The sequence below is a fragment of the Vibrio mexicanus genome, assembly GCF_001012815.1.
Taxonomy (GTDB): domain Bacteria; phylum Pseudomonadota; class Gammaproteobacteria; order Enterobacterales; family Vibrionaceae; genus Vibrio; species Vibrio mexicanus.
In genome coordinates this window covers 40,386-57,382 of the sequence record NZ_JYJP01000027.1, presented here as the reverse complement: position 1 = coordinate 57,382, position 16,997 = coordinate 40,386, and the positions used below count along the sequence as shown (strand labels likewise).

The 16,997-nt window shown below is 46.2% G+C and carries 14 protein-coding genes and 2 pseudogenes; 9 read left to right on the top strand and 7 right to left on the bottom strand.

Going from position 1 to position 16,997, the window contains the following annotated elements; all coding sequences use genetic code 11:
* Positions 1 to 40: 40 nt before the first annotated feature.
* The 3 genes from clpX to tig form a co-directional block, all read right to left on the bottom strand.
* The gene (gene clpX, locus UA76_RS05215) at positions 41 to 1,321 is read right to left on the bottom strand and encodes an ATP-dependent protease ATP-binding subunit ClpX (RefSeq protein ID WP_047043764.1); all 1,281 of its coding nucleotides are present in this window, start codon (positions 1,319 to 1,321) and stop codon (positions 41 to 43) included.
* Between the two features lie 82 nt (positions 1,322 to 1,403).
* Positions 1,404 to 2,030, bottom strand: a complete 627-nt coding sequence (gene clpP / locus UA76_RS05210) for an ATP-dependent Clp endopeptidase proteolytic subunit ClpP (protein ID WP_047043762.1) — start codon at positions 2,028 to 2,030, stop codon at positions 1,404 to 1,406.
* A gap of 101 nt (positions 2,031 to 2,131) precedes the next feature.
* The gene (gene tig / locus UA76_RS05205) at positions 2,132 to 3,439 is read right to left on the bottom strand and encodes a trigger factor (RefSeq protein ID WP_047043760.1); all 1,308 of its coding nucleotides are present in this window, start codon (positions 3,437 to 3,439) and stop codon (positions 2,132 to 2,134) included.
* Positions 3,440 to 3,969: 530 nt separating this feature from the next.
* Here tig and UA76_RS05200 point away from each other — a divergent pair.
* Both UA76_RS05200 and UA76_RS05195 read left to right on the top strand, forming a co-directional pair.
* Positions 3,970 to 5,765 (top strand): annotated as a pseudogene (locus UA76_RS05200) (sensor histidine kinase).
* 12 nt (positions 5,766 to 5,777) lie between these two features.
* On the top strand, positions 5,778 to 7,124 hold the full coding sequence (locus UA76_RS05195; RefSeq protein WP_047043758.1) for a sigma-54-dependent transcriptional regulator: 1,347 nt from the start codon (positions 5,778 to 5,780) through the stop codon (positions 7,122 to 7,124).
* A gap of 101 nt (positions 7,125 to 7,225) precedes the next feature.
* Here UA76_RS05195 and UA76_RS05190 read toward each other — a convergent pair whose 3' ends face one another.
* The 4 genes from UA76_RS05190 to hutW form a co-directional block, all read right to left on the bottom strand.
* Positions 7,226 to 9,400 (bottom strand): TonB-dependent hemoglobin/transferrin/lactoferrin family receptor, encoded by a 2,175-nt coding sequence (locus UA76_RS05190; RefSeq protein WP_047043869.1) that lies wholly within the window; start codon positions 9,398 to 9,400, stop codon positions 7,226 to 7,228.
* Between the two features lie 77 nt (positions 9,401 to 9,477).
* Entirely contained in the window at positions 9,478 to 10,047 is a 570-nt protein-coding gene (hutZ, locus tag UA76_RS05185) for a heme utilization protein HutZ (protein WP_047043756.1), read from the bottom strand.
* Positions 10,044 to 10,571 carry a heme utilization cystosolic carrier protein HutX gene (gene hutX, locus UA76_RS05180; RefSeq protein WP_047043754.1) on the bottom strand — a complete coding sequence of 176 codons (528 nt, stop codon included), beginning with the start codon at positions 10,569 to 10,571 and terminating at the stop codon, positions 10,044 to 10,046. The genes hutZ and hutX overlap by 4 nt, the downstream gene beginning before the upstream one ends.
* 87 nt (positions 10,572 to 10,658) lie before the next feature.
* The gene (gene hutW, locus UA76_RS05175) at positions 10,659 to 12,005 is read right to left on the bottom strand and encodes a heme anaerobic degradation radical SAM methyltransferase ChuW/HutW (RefSeq protein ID WP_047043752.1); all 1,347 of its coding nucleotides are present in this window, start codon (positions 12,003 to 12,005) and stop codon (positions 10,659 to 10,661) included.
* A gap of 264 nt (positions 12,006 to 12,269) precedes the next feature.
* Between hutW and UA76_RS22320 the strand changes: the two genes are divergently transcribed.
* The 7 genes and pseudogenes from UA76_RS22320 (at position 12,270) to UA76_RS05145 (ending at position 16,958) form a co-directional block, all read left to right on the top strand.
* Complete coding sequence (locus UA76_RS22320; protein WP_052771957.1) at positions 12,270 to 12,869, top strand: hypothetical protein; 600 nt, start codon at positions 12,270 to 12,272, stop codon at positions 12,867 to 12,869.
* Between the two features lie 43 nt (positions 12,870 to 12,912).
* The gene (locus tag UA76_RS23370) at positions 12,913 to 13,101 is read left to right on the top strand and encodes an energy transducer TonB (protein ID WP_052771956.1); all 189 of its coding nucleotides are present in this window, start codon (positions 12,913 to 12,915) and stop codon (positions 13,099 to 13,101) included.
* 5 nt (positions 13,102 to 13,106) lie between these two features.
* Entirely contained in the window at positions 13,107 to 13,790 is a 684-nt protein-coding gene (locus UA76_RS05165) for a MotA/TolQ/ExbB proton channel family protein (protein ID WP_047043750.1), read from the top strand.
* Positions 13,790 to 14,212 (top strand): ExbD/TolR family protein, encoded by a 423-nt coding sequence (locus UA76_RS05160; RefSeq protein WP_047043749.1) that lies wholly within the window; start codon positions 13,790 to 13,792, stop codon positions 14,210 to 14,212. The genes UA76_RS05165 and UA76_RS05160 overlap by 1 nt, the downstream gene beginning before the upstream one ends.
* Entirely contained in the window at positions 14,209 to 15,078 is an 870-nt protein-coding gene (locus UA76_RS05155; protein ID WP_047043747.1) for a heme/hemin ABC transporter substrate-binding protein, read from the top strand. Before UA76_RS05160 ends, UA76_RS05155 begins: the two co-directional genes overlap by 4 nt.
* 10 nt (positions 15,079 to 15,088) lie before the next feature.
* Positions 15,089 to 16,128, top strand: a pseudogene (locus UA76_RS05150) (FecCD family ABC transporter permease).
* Entirely contained in the window at positions 16,128 to 16,958 is an 831-nt protein-coding gene (locus UA76_RS05145; RefSeq protein ID WP_047043745.1) for a heme ABC transporter ATP-binding protein, read from the top strand. Before UA76_RS05150 ends, UA76_RS05145 begins: the two are co-directional and overlap by 1 nt.
* The last annotated feature ends 39 nt before the right edge of the window (positions 16,959 to 16,997 follow it).

Sequence of the window (16,997 nt, the reverse complement as noted above, 5' to 3'; positions counted from 1 at the left end):
AAAGGAGGCATTTGATGCCTCCTTTTTTATTTTGCGATCTTTATTCAGCGCCAGCGGCTTGGTTGTCGCTATTGCTGTAGATTAATAGCGGGTCTGACTCGCCTTTAATCACTGACTCGTCGATAACCACTTTGCTTACATCGGTAGACGATGGAAGCTCGTACATGGTTTCTAGCAGTACGCTTTCTAAGATAGAGCGCAAGCCACGAGCACCTGTCTTGCGTTCCATTGCTTTTTTAGCAATCGCGCGAAGCGCATCTTCACGGAACTCAAGCTCAACGTTCTCTAAGTCAAATAGCGCACCGTACTGTTTTGTGAGTGCGTTCTTAGGCTCACATAGAATCTGAATCAGCGCAGCTTCATCAAGTTCAGTTAGAGTCGTTGTTACTGGTAGACGGCCGATGAACTCTGGGATAAGGCCGTATTTCACCAAATCTTCTGGTTCAACTTGCGTGAACAGTTCACCTACAGTCTTGGTTTCGTCTTTAGAACGAACTTCCGCACCAAAGCCAATCCCCGTACCTGTCGCTACACGCTGCTCGATCACTTTGTCTAGGCCTGCAAATGCACCGCCACAGATGAATAAGATCTTAGATGTATCAACTTGTAGGAACTCTTGCTGAGGATGCTTACGACCACCTTGAGGTGGAACCGATGCAACCGTACCTTCAACCAGTTTAAGCAGTGCTTGTTGCACACCTTCACCAGACACATCACGTGTAATTGAAGGGTTTTCTGCTTTACGAGAAATCTTATCGATTTCGTCGATATAGACAATACCGCGCTCAGCTTTCGCCACGTCATAGTCACATTTTTGCAGTAGTTTTTGGATGATGTTTTCAACATCCTCACCTACATAACCTGCTTCTGTTAACGTGGTGGCGTCTGCCATTGTAAATGGAACATCTAGGAAACGAGCTAACGTCTCTGCAAGTAGCGTTTTACCACTACCCGTTGGACCAATCAGAAGAATGTTACTCTTACCGAGTTCTACACCTTCACTGGTCGTGTCTCCATTACGTAAACGCTTGTAGTGGTTATATACCGCAACAGCAAGCACTTTCTTCGCGTAATCTTGGCCAATTACATAGTCATCAAGGTGTTCACGAATGTCTTTTGGCGTTGGTAACGCTTCGGACTGTTTCTTAGGCAGAACATCTTTGATTTCTTCACGAATAATGTCGTTACATAGGTCGACACATTCATCACAAATGTAAACGGATGGGCCGGCGATTAGCTTGCGAACTTCGTGCTGGCTTTTGCCACAGAAAGAGCAGTAAAGCAGTTTACTGCTACCACTCTCTTTGCTTTTATCTGTCATTCGCTAACCTCTTAGCCTTTACTCTCTATGTTTGAGTGTATATCAATTTAAACCGAATTGCGCTAATCAATTAAGTTATCAATTATTCGCCGCGATGGTTTAAAACTGAATCCACTAAACCGTACTCGACCGCTTGATCCGCAGACATAAAGTTGTCGCGATCTGTGTCTTTCTCAATCACTTCTAGAGGCTGACCAGTATGTTCAGCAAGAAGTCGGTTTAGCTTCTGTTTGATCGTTAGGATTTCTTGCGCGTGAATCTGAATGTCAGACGCTTGGCCTTGGAAACCGCCCAAAGGCTGGTGAATCATAACGCGAGAATTTGGTAGAACGTGACGCTTGCCTGGTGCACCACCAGCCAATAGGAAAGCACCCATCGAACACGCTTGACCCATACATACTGTACTCACATTAGGCTTAATAAACTGCATGGTGTCGTAGATTGACATACCTGCTGTCACGCTACCGCCCGGAGAGTTGATGTATAGGAAAATATCTTTATCAGGGTTTTCTGACTCTAGGAATAGCAACTGCGCTACCACTAGATTAGCCATTTGGTCTTCAACTTGGCCTGTTAGAAAAATGATACGTTCTTTCAGCAAACGAGAATAAATATCGTAGGAGCGTTCACCGCGGGAAGTTTGTTCAACCACCATTGGTACTAACGCGTCTATGATTGGCGACATTGCATTTTTTTCTTGGTAGCTCATATTCTTATGTCCCTAAAATAAATGGCCCGGATGATAAAATCATACGGACCATTGTTAGCAGAATAGTTAACGCTTAGTCAACCTTCTACGCAAGATATTGCTTATTGAGCAGGTTGTTGCTGATTCATTAGCTCGTTGAAGCTAACTTCTGTATCAGAAACTTGAGCTTTAGCAATGATCGCGTCGATTGCTTGCTCTTCTAGAGCAACGTTACGCATGTTGTTCATCATTTGCTCGTTTTGCTCGTAGTAAGCGATTACTTCAGATGGATCTTCGTAAGCAGTTGCCATCTCTTCGATGATTGCTTTTACTTTCTCATCGTCAGCTTTTAGCTCTTCAGACTTGATTACTTCACCTAGAAGTAGGCCAACAACTACGCGACGCTTAGCTTGCTCTTCGAACAGTTCACGTGGAAGTTGCTCTGCAGCTTCTGGGTTACCGCCGAAACGTTGTGCAGCTTGCTGACGTAGAGTACCGATTTCTTGGTCGATTAGTGCAGCAGGAACGTCGATGTCGTTCTCTTTCACTAGACCGTCAAGCGCTTGCTCTTTGATGCGGTTCTTAACAGCTTGCTTAAGTTCACGCTCCATGTTCTTACGAACTTCTGCTTTAAGAGCGTCAACGCCGCCTTCAGCTACACCAAACTTAGAAACGAACTCGTCGTTGATCTCTGGAAGTTCACGAGCTTCAACTTTGTTCACTTTGATTGCAAACTTAGCCGCTTTACCTTTTAGGTTTTCAGCGTGGTAATCTTCTGGGAAAGTTACGTCGATTTCGAATTCCATACCTGCTGTTTTACCAGTGATACCGTCTTCAAAACCTGGGATCATGCGACCCGCGCCCATTTCTAGTGAGAAGTTCTCAGCTTTACCGCCTTCGAACTCTTCGCCGTCGATTGAACCAACGAAATCGATAGTTGCACGAGTGCCTTCTTCTGCAGCCGTGTCTACTTCAGCCCAAGTTGCTTGTTGCTTACGTAGAGTTTCGATCATCTCTTCAACGTCTGCGTCTTGAACTTCAGTTGTTGGTTTTTCAACAGTGATGTTCTCTAGACCTTTCAGCTCAACTTCTGGGTAAACTTCAAAAGTTGCAGTGAATACTAGGTCTTCGCCCTCTTTGCTTTCTACAGGTGCAAATGTTGGCGCGCCAGCTGGGTTGATTTTCTCTTTAACGATCGCTTCGATGAAATGACGTTGCATTACTTCGCCCATCACGTCTTGACGTACTGCTTTACCGTACATTTTCGCAACCATTTTCAAAGGCACTTTACCTTTACGGAAACCATCGAAACGACGGTTTTTAGCGATGTTGCGTAATTCAGCTGTAACTGCGTCTTCGATGTTAGCAGCAGGAACAGTAATGTTAAGACGGCGCTCTAGGCCTTCTAGCGTTTCAACAGTAACTTGCATTGTTTATAAACCTCAAAAATGGCTCAGGTTAGCCTGAGCGTATGAGCCACACGTCTACTCATGTAGATCGATGTGACTGCATCCTTGTTTAGCACTCAAGGAGTACCTATTTAAATTGAGCATCGACGCCAAGTCTTACCTAGCGCCGGACTAATGAGCGATATCCTTACCTTTTTAAACCACGAGAGGTTTAAGTTTGGTGAAAAGGTATCTCCGATTAGTCTCAGGATTAAAAATTAGACGCAGCATTCTAACGATCTAAGCCTACGCTGTCGACCCAATCGACTTTAACGTTACGTACAAATTCCTAATTACTCAGTCGATCGGTTTAATTTCAACCACCGCACCGTTCGACCCTGTCAGAAATGGGGACAATAAATGCTTTTTCAAGGGAATCGAGCCTTTTTTTTTACCTAATCGGCTAAAAAGAGATCTTGCTCTTGTTTTAGTCCGCATTATCGCTAACTTTTTAATCACTCTCACTTTAAATAGTTTTACGCTATATACAGCGAGATTTAGGAGTTAAGCCGTTGCACTTAAGAAGGAACTTTGTCGGACTCATCATCGTTTACGTACTCACGTTACTGTTGGGCACGCAAGCGGTTTGGCGCTACCAATACAATCAATTGCTCACTCAACACCAAAATCAACTCGATCAGTTCTCTGGTCACATCTCGCAAAGCTCGATAAATACGCCCATCTGCCCCAACTGATCGCCCAAGATATCGAACTCATTGATGCGCTGAAAAACAGCGGCAACAGCGCTCAAATTGATATCACCAATCGCTACTTGGAAAATGTTAATGAGGTAATCCAAGCATCAGACACATACCTACTCGATGTTTACGGTACGACAATCGCGGCCAGCAACTGGAACTTAGACCGCAGCTTTTTAGGTCGCAACTTCGCATGGCGACCATACTTTCAAGATGCAATCCATGGCGATGCCAGTCAATATTATGCGTTGGGCTCAACGTCAGGCCAGCGCGGCTACTACTATTCGTACCCTATTCGTTATGCCGCCAATGTGATTGGCGTGATAGTGGTAAAAATGGATTTATCAGCCATAGAAGCCAATTGGCAGGGACAAGATAGCTATTTTGTTGCGGCAGATCCCAACGGGATTGTGTTCATGTCCAGTCGTCCAGATTGGCTCTACGCTAGCTTACAACCCATAGACCCAATAAAACTCAAGCAAATAGAGTTTGGACGCCAGTATCTTGATACTCAAGTGCGTTCGCTCAACCTCAAAGGCCGACTGGATCAAGACCATGGCGAGCTCAACAGTTCTCTGCTTCCTTGGTACAAAGGCAATTTCATTACATCGATGAAAACGCTGCCCAATGTAGAACTTACCATTCGAGTGCTGACGCCAAAAAGCAAACTAGCTTGGTCGGTGATGCGATACATCATCGTTGTCAGTCTGATTTTTTCCATCATTTATCTACTTCAGCTACTCACCCATCATCGAAAACAGAAGCTGCGTCAATTCGAGCAAATACAGAGCGAGGCCAAACAAAAGCTTGAGTTCTTAGTGCTTGAACGAACATCAGAGCTGCACGCAGAAATTGCCGAAAGGACCAAGACGGAAGAAGCGCTTCGCCAGACGCAATCTGAGTTGATCCAAACCGCTAAGCTCGCCATTTTGGGGGAGATGTCGGCCAGCATCAGCCATGAGCTCAATAACCCTCTTGCAGCAATTCGCAGTTTTGCCGACAACGGACGTCGCTTTCTGGCCTCGGATAAAATTGAGCGAGTGGATGAAAACTTACAGCGTATATCAGGGTTGACTGAACGCATGGCCAAAATCAGCGAACAGCTCAAATCGTTTGCAAGAAAAAGCACAACCAATGACCTCTCCGCACTACCGCTTTCGCCCATCGTGACCGCAGCGATTGACCTCATTCAGCCACAATTGAAGTCTAAGCAGATCCGATTTAGTTACGCCGCTCCCAGTGAAACTGTCACTTGCGTAGTTAATAACATTCAATTGGAGCAAGTGGTCATTAATCTCATTCAGAATGCGATTCAAGCACTTGAACCTCAATCTGAAAGGCAAGTGGACGTAACACTTTCCTCAGACTCAAAACAAGCCTTAATTCATATCGATGATAATGGCAGTGGTGTCAAGGCAGAAGATACCGACAAACTGTTTGAGCCTTTCTACACAACCAAGAAAAATGGGCTTGGGTTAGGTCTGTCTATCTCAGCTCAAATCGTCCATTCAATGAATGGACAGCTTATCGTTGAACAATCTCCCTTGGGCGGAGCGCGATTTACCATTGCTTTGCCAATAAACGCATTTCCAGTAGACGAAGACGAGTAGGTTACTATCCATATGTACGATGTATTTTTTATCGATGACGAAAGCGACATTAGGCTCGCGATCGAACAAAGCTTTGAACTTGAAGACCTATCGGCACAGTTCTTTGAAAGCGCAGAAGACGCTTTACTCGCAATCAAGTCCCAAGGCATGCCCAAAGTTGTGGTGACCGATATCTGTTTGCCGGGCATCAGTGGCGAGAATTTACTTAGCTCCATTTTGCATCAAGACAAGGATGTGCCCGTCATACTCATAACCGGCCACGGCGATATCTCTATGGCGGTCAATGCAATTCAGACTGGCGCTTACGACTTCATCGAAAAACCATTCGCACCTGACAGGCTGATCGAGACCGTTAATCGTGCAATTGAAAAGCGCGATCTATCACTTGAGAACGAGTCCCTCAAACGGAGTTTAAAAGCGAGCCAAGCGCTAGGGCCACGAATAATCGGCAATACGCCGTCCATTGAACAGCTTCGTCAGACCATTTCCAACGTTGCGGATACCGATGCGGATATTCTGTTATTTGGAGAAACAGGGACAGGCAAGGAGCTCGTTGCGCGGTCATTACATGAACAAAGCTCACGACGGGACAAAAATTTCGTCGCAATAAACTGTGGTGCGGTTGCCGAAAACTTACTTGAAAGTGAACTTTATGGCCATGAGAAAGGGGCATTCACCGGCGCGGATTCCAAACGAATTGGTAAATTTGAACATGCGAATGGCGGGACGCTGTTTCTAGACGAAATCGAATCTATGCCCATGCACGCACAAATACGTTTGCTTAGGGTCCTGCAAGAGCGAGTCATCGAACCCTTGGGGTCGAACCAACTCACCCCGATTGATATTCGTGTCATTGCCGCGACAAAAACCGATCTCAAGCTTGCCTCGGCAGCCGGAGAATTTCGTCAAGACCTCTACTATCGATTGAATGTCGTTACGCTAGACCTGCCGCCATTACGCCAGAGAAAAGAAGATGTTCCTACGCTTTTTCACCACTTTCTCTTAGTGGCTGCCGCTCGCTACAAGAAAACGGCCTCCGCAATAACATCAAGTGACTTGGATACGCTCATTGGACATGATTGGCCTGGCAACGTTCGGGAGCTAAGAAACACCGCTGAACGCTTTGTGTTATTAGGCAGTTTGCCCCAGTTAGGAGACGTTTCTAAGGATACAGCCGAAACAACCAGTTTGAGTGAGCGTGTCGCCGAATTTGAGAAAGAGGCGATTGAGCTCGCGCTAATCAAACATGGTGGTAGCATCAAGGGTACGATGGCAGAGCTTCAGCTTCCCCGCAAAACGTTATACGACAAAATGCAAAAATATGGACTAGAAAAAGAGAACTACAAAACTAACGAATAAATAGCTATCTCGCCAACAAAAACACCTCCAATCCCTTTGAGATTGGAGGTGTTGGTATTATCGCATTCACTGAACCTCAGCGAATTGTAGCTCGATTCAATTTAGAAGAAGTATTCCGCACTAATACCCCAGTTACGGCCAGCTTGAGTATCAATGTCTTTCAAGCCTTCATCTTCACCGCGTAGGTCATTGTATAGCCAGTATTTCTCATCCAGAGCATTGAACAGACCCGCGCGCAATGTTAAGTCCTTCATTGGACGATAGTAAGCTGTCACGTCAACGATGCTATAAGACGGTGCTTCAACGTTATCTTCTTGTTGCCATTCGTCTTTCTTAGCCACGATCTTCCAGTTAGCTAATGCACCGTACGTATCGTTCGCATCGCGGAAACCCAAACCTAGATTGGTGGTAAATGGCGCTATTGAGTCTAACTCCTTACCTGTTTTCTTATCTTCGCCGTTTGCGTAAGCCAGACCTAGACGTGCATAAGTACCTGAAGGGCCAAGCAACATTGTACTGAACTCAGCACCATAGATACGAGCTTCATCAATGTTCTTCATTGTGATGATGTCTTTATCTTCAGCTGCGTCATGGCCAATTGTGCTTTCAGCAATGAAGTTCGTGTAATCATTGTAGAAAGCGCTAAACTCGTAAGACACGCGTTCAGACTTGCCACGGAAACCCATTTCGTAAGAGATACTTTCTTCTGGCTTCAGGTTTGGGTTACCTCGGAAGATTGCACCCTCGCTGTATGAGTAGTACAAGTCATAGACGGTTGGTGCTTTAAAGCCTTGGCTAACTTGTACATAAGGGCTGAACATCGTATCGACGTGATACACCGCACCTAAACGACCCGTAAACGCATCGTTTTCGTTGCCTTCATGCTCCACTTCATAACCTTCTGTTGTCTCTGGAGACGTTTTGAATGAGTCATAACGAAGGCCGGCAGACACAACCAGTTTCTCATCCAAAAAGAAAGCTTGGTCTTGAATGAAGACACCCCATTGGCGTGTATCTGCATTTGGAAGACCTGTGCTACCCGGAGACACAGTACCGTCCGGCACACCTACTTGACCACTCTTAATCAAGTAGTCGTTGTTCTCAAGTGAGAACTTATTGTTAAGGAAGCTCGCTCCATAAGTGATCTCATGATAATGCGTTTCGCGCTCTATCAGCTTGTTCAGCTGCACATCAAATTGAACCGAGTCATCTTGAGAAATACGCTGACGGTTACGCATACGGTCATCGTAACTAGGCATGAATGGTGGCATACCAGCAAAGTTGGTCGTGTCATAATTGTCTGACTGACTTTCCGTTTGTTGGTAGCTTATTGTCCAAGCTAGGTCATCAGCCAATGAAGAGTTCACTTGCCACTCATGCTCAAAGCCGAGACGAAGACGTTTATTGTGATCCTCAACTGAAGAATCGGTATAAGCAAACCCTGGCATCATTTCATAGCCTTCTTCTGATGCTAGGAAAGAGTCATGTTGGTAGTCGAAATACTCAACAGTTGCACCCAAACGATGTCTGTCGTTTGCTTGGTAGTAAACCTTTGCTAAACCATTCATCAATTGCGTATCTGCTGGATCCGCAGCACCGCGGTCTGGGCCTAAGATATCGGCGCCATCACCGTGAGTTTGATACTCTTTACCATCAGCATAAGTAAGCATAGTGATGGTTTCCCAATCACCTTTGCGCATCGCCCAAGTTAGGGTGTTCTTAAACTCACTGTTTACTGATGAATAGCTGCTCTTGATGCCAAAGCGATGCTCGTCGCCTTCTGTCACAAGAACATCATCTGGATTCTTAGTACGGAACAGAACAACACCACCCAATGCATCTGAACCATATAGGCTAGATGACGGGCCTTTGTTGACTTCCACACCCACTAACGTATCTGTCTCGATTGTATTTGGGAATTTACGCTGCTGGCTTGCTCCTGGGTTGTATGGCACTGGCTGTTGTACGCCATCCACCATTACTTTTACGCGGCTATCTTCCATACCTCGAATATTGAAACCTGAGACACCAAAACGGCCGCTACCTTGCACGTCAACACCCGGCTCGTACTTTAGGGTATCTTTTAGGTTAGACGTCATCGTTTCATCTAGTTCTTCACGGCTAACTGTTGCAATTGAAGAAGACACATCTTCCTTGTTCTGCTCAGTTCGCGTCGCTGATACAACCACTTCATCAAACGTATAAATTTCTTCTGCCATCGTTGGAGCGGCAATAACTGCCCCCACAACTAGCGCGAGTCGTGTTTTATTAAACATGAATTTGTCCATTTCCTAGCTTGCTGTACTCAAATCTCGACGATTATGGAGTGAGCACAAATAGAGATTATTTTTTATTATTTAGTTAGGGCTTCTTTTTCTGCCTGAACATGACCTTCGGTTAAGTGGACGAAATCAAGAAGGTCATTGCCTGAGATCTCGAAAGCTTGGCCAAATCCTTTGACGTATCGGCCTGATTCAGGAACCAAACGATACAAATTGAAATCGCCTAATTGGCTTAGGTTGTCGATGATGTCACCAAAACGTGCTTTAAGCGCAGCAACACCGGCTAGCCACTCGCTTGATTGTTTCTCAACACATTCTGCTTTGGTGTCGAAGGTCAGGCGTTTACGAGCGTACATTTGCTTGCTTTCGCTTTCGTCTTCGACCAATAAAATAGAAACCTGTGGGTTAGATTTCAGGTTCTTACCATGCGCAGCAATATCGCTCACAAGGATGTAGTAACCCGCATTGTCAAATGCAAAAGGTGCATACGTCGCGTTTGGTTTACCTTGAGGGTTGATCGTTGCAAGCTGAAGCGTTTTTCGAGAATCACGGAACTCTCTAACCTCTGGCTCTAGGCGATTTTGCAATCGCTCTCTGCGTGCTTCTTTAAACTGCTCTGCGCTCGCTTCACTGCTGCTCATTTTGAGTACTCCTTTCTCATTTTCTTGAACTCTTCAATTTGTTCTGGGATTAATTGACGCTTTTTGTCGCGGCCCAGATACACTTTAAATACGCAATCACCCTGTTCAGTGAAAAAGCCAATATAGTGGCTTTCCATGCTACGGAATGGCTTACTTACGAAGCCAATATGTTTGACAAGATCTAATTTTAAATGGCCATGAAGCTCGCCTTCTTTTCCCATTAGGTTGTAGTAGCCATGTGCCACTTTGCCTTTTGGAAAACGCGCTTTTGCTTCAAAGATAGACCCAAATGAATGAACAATCGTGGTCACTTTGCCCCATTCCGGCAACTGCTCCAGTATCGCTTGAGCATGCTGACCTTCAGCACGACCTACCATCTCTTCTGGCAGTACGAAGGTAATTTCACCTTCGTTCAACCTAAGTTGTTCCGACATTTGAGAGATTGGCGATGCCAAATCTTCCGCTAACGCTTGACGCACTTTTTCTTTTGCTTGTGCTTGTGCTTGGTCACAGCTGATATACATGGTGGCTCCTAACGTGTTCACCGATTTAACAGACCCTGTTTTTGCAAACCGAGCTTTTAACTAATCGCGTTTTTATAGACCGTGTTTCTAACAAACAGCGGCTTCTACTTTGTCCTGCGATTGAATGACTGACAGTAAATTTGTTGCTAGATTGACCGACCAAAACTGGCCCGCCATCGTCAGGGAAACGGCAAAGGGTGAAATGGTCACAAGCCCTCTGTTTTCCCACTCTTTGAAAAGTGGCATAAGACGTTCAAACCACTCTGCAAAATCTCTTTTCAAAAGCACGCCTTTGTCGAAAGCGGCTTTAATCGCGCCGTTAAAGGATTCTGAGCCTTGTGAACGAAAAGCCATCGCGCTGGCGAATTCGTTGGCTTCGATTGCGGCAATATAGGTTTCCATATCTCGAGTTTGCATCGTACTGATACCATTGACGTTACCACCAGCCCCCGCACCCAGGGGCAGAACTTGTGCGTCAGTTTTGGCTAGACTGTTATAGGAGCTTCGCTCACGATTACTTGACGCCCAATGATTCACACTGAGCCTTTTTTGATGATGCATCGCCATAAAGTTAACCCCCACCTCAAACATAGACGCTTTCGCCGCTGTGTCTGCTGGCTCTGGCAACTTACCCTGTTCAACCAGGCGAGCCATAGGGAGGTTTTGCATTTCAATTAATTGATACAAATCCACGCCATCAACGCCTGATTCAAGATAACTTTCAAGATCTTCTTGCCAATTTTCAGGCGTTTGATAAGGCAACCCATACATCAGATCGATGACGATAGGCGCGGCGTTGTAACTGACCATTTTCTGCAAGGTAGCCATCACAACATCGCCGTCGTCCAAACGTTTAGCCGCTCGGCGAACCTTGGTATTGAAACTTTGTACGCCCAAAGAGAATCGGTTGAAGCCCCCTTCCAATGCCGATTCGAACTTACCCGCATCGAAGCGATTCACTCGCCCTTCAAGCGTAATTTCACAATCTGAAGTTAGGGGAAAGTGTTCACGAATCAATTTGCCCAAAGTTAGCATTTGCTCAGCACTCAAATCCGTTGGTGTTCCTCCCCCAACGTAAACCGCTTGGAAAGGATAACTTTGCGTCCAAGGTTGTGCGGCTTTGAACTTAAGCTCTTTAACAAGCGCGGCGAAGTAGTCCGCAATTAAGCTTTTGCTAGAGGCGTATTGGAAGAAGTTGCAGTAGGTACATCGAACGCGACAAAACGGAATATGGATATACAAGCATCGATTGCCTTTTTTACCTGAAAACTGGAAAGCGTCACTTAATGTCTTTTGAACAAATGGCGGTGGAACAGGTGACATAGCGCCACCTGCATGAGGTCCTCGTTTACCGCTGAACGCATAACGGAGCGGGTCTGGGGTGTGCTTACCTACAATTTGCTCATCTGAGCGATCGAAAACAACCTGATGCATACGGATAGGAACGGATTCTGTGCCTCGAATCTGAGAAAGCCTCTCAAAACAGCACTTTCATCCAACTCCCCTTGGTAATGAGTAATTGCTCGATATATTATCCAACGAAAATACAAATGCAAATGAAATTTGATCTCATTCTCATTTAATGGATAATGCACTCAACAACGCAAATTACTCAGTTATTTCTCAATTATGAAACACTCACGCTATCTCATTTCTGGCCTAGTCGCATGTTTGATACATATCTTCGTGCTGTCTTATATGCCTGAAAAAAAAGAGATTCATGTTGCCTTCGACCAAGGTGCTGATGCGGTGCAGATTCAGCTCATGGCCAGTGCTTACGCTGAGCCCATCAATGAGCCAGAGATTACTGAGAAAGTGATTGAGCAAGAAGTGAAGAAAGCGATCAAAGACCCCATCATAGAAAAAAGCGCACCCGAACCCGTTGTTTCCAAAAAAGAGCCCCCGCTCCCAAGGCGCCTACCCAAGCAACTCAACAAACACCAAAGCTTGAGACACCTAAGCTTGAAACACTTAAGCAAGATCGCCCCGTACCTACGAAGCCTGAAGTCAAAAATTCAAAAGCAGAACAGGTTGTTACTGAGAAAAAACCAACCACAGCAAAAGATGCTGATACTTCCAAAACTGCTGTTTCCAAAGCGATTACTTCTAAAGAACCCCTTTCTGAAACCAAGGTTGCGGAACAGAAACCAACGCCTACAAAGCCAAGTAACGAGAAGCCTCTCGATCAAGCAAAGCCTACTTTGGATGATCCTGCACAAATGGCCTCGGTTCCACAGCCAGCGCAACAACCCAAACTTGTCAGCAAACCAACCTTTAGCGCAAAACCCACCCCGGTGAGTTATCCCAAACTGGCGCAGAAACGCGGCTTCCAAGCAAGGCCGTGATCGAGGTATGGCTCGATGAAGATGGTAAACAGATTAAACAGAATCTCATTCAATCAAGCGGACACCAAATCCTTGATGAACGGGCACTTAAAACCATAAAAGAATGGCAATTTTCTCGCCGCCTGGAAGACGGAATCGCGGTTGCGCACCGCGTTCATATCCCAATTAATTTCAAACTAAGATAATCGCAATGCAATTGATCACTACTATTCATAGCCAACTCGGCATTATGACCTGGCCTTTGATGACACTCTCTGTGCTGACTCTCGTCATTCTTATTGAACGAACACTCTATATGCTCATGAATGGCCGCACTCACACCCATCAAATTCTCAAGCGCATCCACCAGCTAGATCTGACCAACGCGCAAGACGTCGATGACTTTATTCAAAATGAAGTCTCAGGAAAGAAGCTGATTCATCAATCGATGCGTATGCTATTGAGTCACCGCCACTTCACCAAACCACTGCGCGAAGAAGCCGTGAGTATTTGGTTATTCAAGAATCGCCAACAGTTTCGAACCGGAATTCGTTTGTTGTCGGTGATAGGCGTGGTTAGCCCACTAGTAGGGCTTCTCGGCACCGTATTAGGTTTAATGGAAATGTTCTCTGGCATCACAGATATGTCTGGTGCTATTTCGCCATCAGTATTGGCAGAGGGCCTCGGATTGGCCATGACCACTACCGCTGCGGGTTTATTGATTGCCCTACCTGCGATCACAGGGTCGCAGCTACTGACCATGTGGGTGGAAAAAACACTGGCCAAGATTGAGTACACGCTTAATCACAGCAACCTACACATTGAAGGTGTGATTATCGACCCAGACACCAAGCAGATTGCCGTGAACACGCTCACAACCGAAGAGGTCGTGTAATGATTCATTCTCAGAGTCAGTTCACCGATGAGAGCTTCAAGCCTGACTTAACACCGATGCTCGATATCATCTTCATCGTGATGGTGTTTTTGCTACTCACTGCCAACGTCTCGGTTCATACATTAGACGTTGAGATCCCTAAAGCAGAACAAGAGACCCAATTAAGCCAGCCGACGGAGAATGTCATCTCAATCGGCATTCTTAACAACGAATCTCAACCTTGGGCTATTGATGGCACTCAGTATGACAACTGGGAAGAATTCGCCTCAACATTGGCCAGTACCCATAAAGAAAACAGTGAGCGCCCTGTCGTTATCGTTGCCGATAAAGACTCTCGGGTGGAGCTCATGCTCAAACTGATTGGATTTCTTCAGCAACACAATATTCCAGCCACCAATATCGTCATGGAGCGACCACAATGAAAACTCGTCTTTTAGCCCTTATGCTCACTTTGGTTAATCTGCCTAATACGATGGCAAATACACCGGAAGAGAACCGAATCATTAGCGCAGGTTCAAGTATCACTGAACTCATTTTCGCTTTGGGTGCTCAAGATCAATTGGTTGCGGTTGATGTGACCAGTAAGTCGTTCAATAAAGAGAACGAACTTCCTCAAGTGGGCTACCACAGACAGCTTTCTGCCGAAGGTTTAATGTCTCTTAATCCTACTCACATCGTTGGATCTCATGAAATGGGCCCTGATGCGACACTCCAACTGCTCGATAGCGCAGGTATTGAAGTAGAAACGGTACCATCCGGTGATTCAAAAGTTGACCTGTTTGAGCGAATCGACGCGATTGCCTTGTTAACAGGTACCCAAGAAGAAGCAACCATCTTAAAAACTGAGTTGAAGGACATTCTTGATCGCATGAGTCAGCGCCACATTGAACAGCCTCCAAAAGTGATGTTCGCGATGCTAAGCAAAGGTCGCCCTGCCACCATTGCGGGACGCAACACCACAATCGACACCATCATCTCGCTCGCGGGCGGTACGAACCCAGCATATGACCACTTGCAGTCATACAAGCCTGTATCTGCTGAAGCTATCGTTGACATGCAACCAGACTATCTTCTTGTTACGCACCGTGCTTGGGACGCACTAGGCGGCTTTGATGGCATCATTAACGCTTTTCCTCTGTTGGCAGCGACACCAGCAGCCGCTAATCAGAACATTAAGCCGATTCACGGTAGCGCTATCATCGGCGGCCTTGGGCTTGCAAGCTTAGATTTAGCCGACGAGCTGTATAACGATTTTTCTCAACTACATCCACAAACACAACCTCAGTAATGACTGACTCATGACAACAACAAGAATTCTCAGCACACGCAGTTTATGTGTTATTGCCGCCGTACTGCTCTATGGCGCCATGATTGCGTCACTGTCGGTTGGGCCAATGAACATTAGTTTCTCAGACAGTTTGCAGTCGCTCATTCCATCTCAGCAAGACGTACTACCTCCGCATGTAGAGATGATCATTCAGCAAGTACGCCTGCCACGAACTCTACTTGCGATTGCCGTCGGTGGGATTTTGGCGATCAGTGGCGCGGTGATGCAGGGCCTGTTCCGAAACCCCTTAGCCGATCCGGGGATCATTGGTGTGTCGTCTGGTGCTGCGCTGGGCGCGGCCATTGCGATAGTTGTGTTTGCAGATTTGGCGGTCAATTATCCTCTACTACTTGTTCTTGGTACCGTGCCTGTTTTTGCGTGTATTGGCGGTATTGTAGTGACATTTCTGGTTTATCGATTAGGCAGTACCACCAATGGCACATCGGTTTCTATGATGCTGTTGGCGGGTGTCGCCATTGCCGCTCTTGCAGGGGCTGCGCTTGGGCTCCTCAACTATTTCGCTGACGATCAGGCGCTACGAGATTTGTCGCTTTGGACGATGGGCTCTTTAGCCGGCGCAAACACTAACGCATTGGGTTTGGCATTTGTCACACTCATCGTTCTCTTGATTGCCTACTACCGTGACGCTAACAAGCTCAATGCGATGTTATTAGGTGAGTCTGAAGCAAGACACATGGGTATCAATGTGCAAAATCTAAAACGCCGCCTGATTGTTTTAGCTGCCGCAGGCGTTGGGGTCACCGTGGCTCTCGCGGGGATGATTGGTTTTATTGGCCTCATCGTCCCGCACCTAGCCAGAATGTTGGTTGGGCCGAATTACAAAAGCTTGCTACCTGTCAGCTTATTATTAGGGGCATTGCTGCTTCTCATTGCGGATATGCTTGCTCGAACCGTCGTTGCCCTCTCGATATGCCAGTAGGCATTGTGACCGCACTTCTTGGCGCGCCATTTTTCATTGGTTTGCTAATTAAGCAAAAAGGTAGGCTGTAATGTTGGAGTTTTGGAATCGTTCGAAAGCAAGTGCAGTCAGTATTGCGGACTTCAAAGGAAGCTACTCAATTCAATTAGAAGATGTTGCAGCAAGAATCAACGGACGTGCAATCATAGAGAACATCACTACCCAGTTCTCGCGCGGCGAATTTACCGTTTTACTCGGCCCCAATGGTGCAGGAAAAAGTACCCTGCTTAAAACCATTACCGGTGAAGTAAACACGACGGGCAAAACCAACATTTTCGGTCGCGCAAGTGCAGATTGGCAGCCAGAGCAACTTGCAAGGCACCTTTCCGCACTGCCTCAGCACAGTTCGCTATCGTTCAACTTTAGCGCTCAGGAAGTGGTCGAGCTTGGTAGCATTGGCCTCTCTCTGGGTAAACAAGCTCTAGAGCTGGTAGTCAAAAGCAACATGGAAGCGGTAGGCGTTGATAAGTTAAGTGATCGTAGTTATCCGAGTCTCTCTGGCGGCGAGAAACAGCGAGTGCACTTTGCTCGTGTGCTGACTCAAACGGCGCAAAGTGGTGACAACAAAATCTTGCTACTCGACGAGCCGACGTCTGCGCTGGATTTGCAGCATCAGCACAGTACACTGTCCCTCGCTAAAAAGCTGGCTCGCGAAGGCGCTACCGTCATTGCGGTTCTTCATGATTTAAACTTAGCCGCGCAGTATGCTGATCGCATCATGATCCTCAACCAAGGCGAGATTGTTATGGATGGTCGCCCAAGCGATGCCCTGACCAGTCAAACTATCGCGGAAGTTTATCACCATGAAGTGACGATAATGCCCCACCCTCAATCTCAACGTCCGGTGGTGGTCTCCAATTAATCCTGCTCTACTGCACGCTCTAACAATATTCTAAAAAAA